Source organism: Streptomyces sp. adm13(2018) (genome assembly GCF_008042145.1).
Classification (GTDB): Bacteria; Actinomycetota; Actinomycetes; order Streptomycetales; family Streptomycetaceae; genus Streptomyces.
Genome location: NZ_RDBH01000129.1, coordinates 246,123 through 248,712, shown reverse-complemented (window position 1 = coordinate 248,712; position 2,590 = coordinate 246,123). Strand labels below are relative to the sequence as shown.

General features: G+C 70.1%; 2 protein-coding genes. One reads left to right on the top strand and one right to left on the bottom strand.

Going from position 1 to position 2,590, the window contains the following annotated elements; translation table 11 throughout:
- Positions 1-621 precede the first annotated feature (621 nt).
- Complete coding sequence (locus EAO70_RS17760; protein WP_148003924.1) at positions 622-1,629, bottom strand: stage II sporulation protein M; 1,008 nt, start codon at positions 1,627-1,629, stop codon at positions 622-624.
- Between the two features lie 119 nt (positions 1,630-1,748).
- On the opposite strand from EAO70_RS17760, the gene EAO70_RS17755 reads away from it, so the two are divergent.
- Positions 1,749-2,590, top strand: an 842-nt coding sequence (locus EAO70_RS17755; RefSeq protein ID WP_261992925.1) for an RDD family protein, incomplete at its 3' end; no start/stop codon positions are given.

Below are 2,590 nucleotides of genomic sequence, written 5' to 3'. Positions count from 1 at the left end.
TCGTCCTGAGCCAGGATCAAACTCTCCGTGAATGTTTACCCGTAATCGGGTGACACTCGCGTTGAGCGGGACGGTCATGCCGGAATGTGGCCGACCGTCCACAGCGTCCTCGCTGTGTATGTTGCCCACCAGCCACAAGGGCCGGCAGGACTTTCAAAGGAACCCTGCCATCCGAAGATGGACGGGGTATCAACTAATCTGGCGTTGATTTTTGGCACGCTGTTGAGTTCTCAAGGAACGGACGCTTCCTTTGTACTCACCCTCTCGGGCTTTCCTCCGGGCTTCCCTTCGGTCTTGCGCTTCCGACTCTATCAGATCTTTCCGATCCGATTTCCTCGGCGCTTTCCGGTCCCTTTTGTTTTCACTCCGGGGGCCTTTCGGCGGTTCCGACTTTATCAGAATCATTTCGGCCGACCTAATCGGTGGCTTCTTGATTCGGATGAGAATCGGGGTGGCTCCGTGGAATTCAATTCCCGACCGGAGCGAGATGTGACTTTACTTGATCGCTGCCGAACTGTCCAGTTCCAGGCAACCGTTCAAATCTACCTCCCCACGTCCGCCATGTCAATGGCTTTTGTGGGCACCGGAGGACACTAGCAGGTCCGCGGGGCCGTACGCACATCAGGCGGCGGTGGGGAGCCGGGCGCCGCGGTCGGGTTCCTCCAGGTCCCCCTGGTCGCCGGCGCGGGCGGCGCGGCCGCCGAGCACGTAGACGTAGGCGAGGAAGAGCAGCTCGGCGGCGATGCCGATGGTGATGCGGGCCCAGGTCGGCAGGCCGGAGGGGGTGACGAAGCCTTCGATCAGGCCGGAGACGAAGAGGACCAGTGCCAGGCCGATGGCCATGCCGACGGCCGCGCGACCGCGTTCCGCGAGGGCCGTGCGGCGGGTGGTGGGGCCGGGGTCGATGACGGTCCAGCCGAGGCGGAGGCCCGTGCCGGCCGCGACGAAGACGGCGGTCAGTTCGAGCAGGCCGTGGGGCAGGATCAGGCCGAGGAAGACGTCGAGGCGGCCCGCGGAGGACATCAGGCCGATGCCGACGCCGACGTTCAGCATGTTCACGAAGAGGATCCAGAGCACCGGGATGCCCAGGAAGGCGCCGAGGACCAGGCACATCGCGGCGGCCTTGGCGTTGTTCGTCCAGACCTGGGCGGCGAAGGACGCCGCCGGGTTGCTGGAGTAGTACGTCTCGTACTGGCCGCCGGGGCGGGTCATCTCGCGGAGGTCGGCGGGGGCGCCGATCGCGGCCTGGACCTCGGGGTGCGTGCCGATCCACCACCCGATGAGGACGGCGAGCAGGACGGAGAGGACCGCGGTGGGGCCCCACCAGTGCCGCGCGCGGTAGACAGCCGCGGGGAATCCGGCGGTGAGGAAGCGGGTCGCGTCGCGCCAGGACGAGCGGCGGGTGCCGGTGACGGTGGCGCGGGCGCGCGCCACGAGCTGGGTGAGCCGGGCCGTGAGCATGGGGTCCGGGGCGCTCGACTGGACGATCGAGAGATGGGTGGCCGCGCGCTGGTAGAGGGACACGAGTTCGTCGGCCTCGGCGCCGGTGAGCCTGCCGCCCCTGCGGAGGAGCTCGTCGAGGCGCTCCCACTCGGCGCGGTGGGCGGTGACGTAGACGTCGAGGTCCATGATCGGCTGCTGCTCCCGGCATCGGCTGCGGACGGTTCCGTACTGCTGCGGCGCGCTGCGGGTCAGCTTGGCAGACTGGCGTTCGGAGGGGTCGGGAAGGTCGGAGAAGGGTGGGTGCCGTGAGTGACGTGGTGACCGGGGACGCCGTCGTACTGGGGTTGCAGTCGGCGCGGCTCCCGAGCCGGGCGCTGGCGGTGCTCATCGACCTGGCGGTGGTCTGGGCGGTGTACCTGCTGATCACGCTGGGGCTCGCGGTGGCCACCGCCTCGCTCGACGAGGCGGCGGTGATGGCGCTGTCCATCGCCTCCTTCCTGCTGATCCTGGTGGGGGCGCCGATCGCGGTGGAGACGCTGTCGCACGGGCGGTCCCTGGGGAAGCTGGCCTGCGGGCTGCGCGTGGTGCGGGACGACGGGGGGCCGATCCGGTTCCGGCACGCGCTCGTGCGGGGGGCCATGGGGGTCGTGGAGATCCTGATGACGTTCGGGGTCGTCGCCTGTGTCTCGTCGTTGGTGTCGGAGCGGGGGCGGCGGCTCGGGGACGTCTTCGCGGGGACGCTCGTCGTCCGGGAGCGGATACCCGCGGCGCGGATGCTCGCCGTGCCCCCGCCGCCGCCGTGGCTGGTGGGGCGGTTCGCCGGACTGGATCTGTCGGCGGTGCCCGAGCCCCTGTGGCTGGAGATACGGCAGTACCTCACGCGGGCGCGTGAGCTGGACGCGGTGGTGGGCCGGCGGCTCGCGGAGCGGCTCGCCGACGAGCTGGTGGCCCGGACCGGGACGCCTCCGCCGCCGGGGGTGCCGGCCGAGGCGTATCTGGCGGGGGTGGTGGCCGAGCGGCAGGCGCGGGACGCCAGGCGGGCCTTCGGCCCGGCGGGGCCTGGAGTGCCCGGGGTGACTGGGGTGCCCGGGGTGGCTGGGACGGGCCGGTCCTCGGGTGCGGCTGGGACGCCAGGGATGGTGGAACC

What these genes read in the sequence shown, in the direction of transcription:
- EAO70_RS17760 (WP_148003924.1), bottom strand. Translation starts at nt 1,629, where the DNA reads ATGGACCTCGACGTCTACGTCACCGCCCACCGCGCCGAGTGGGAGCGC.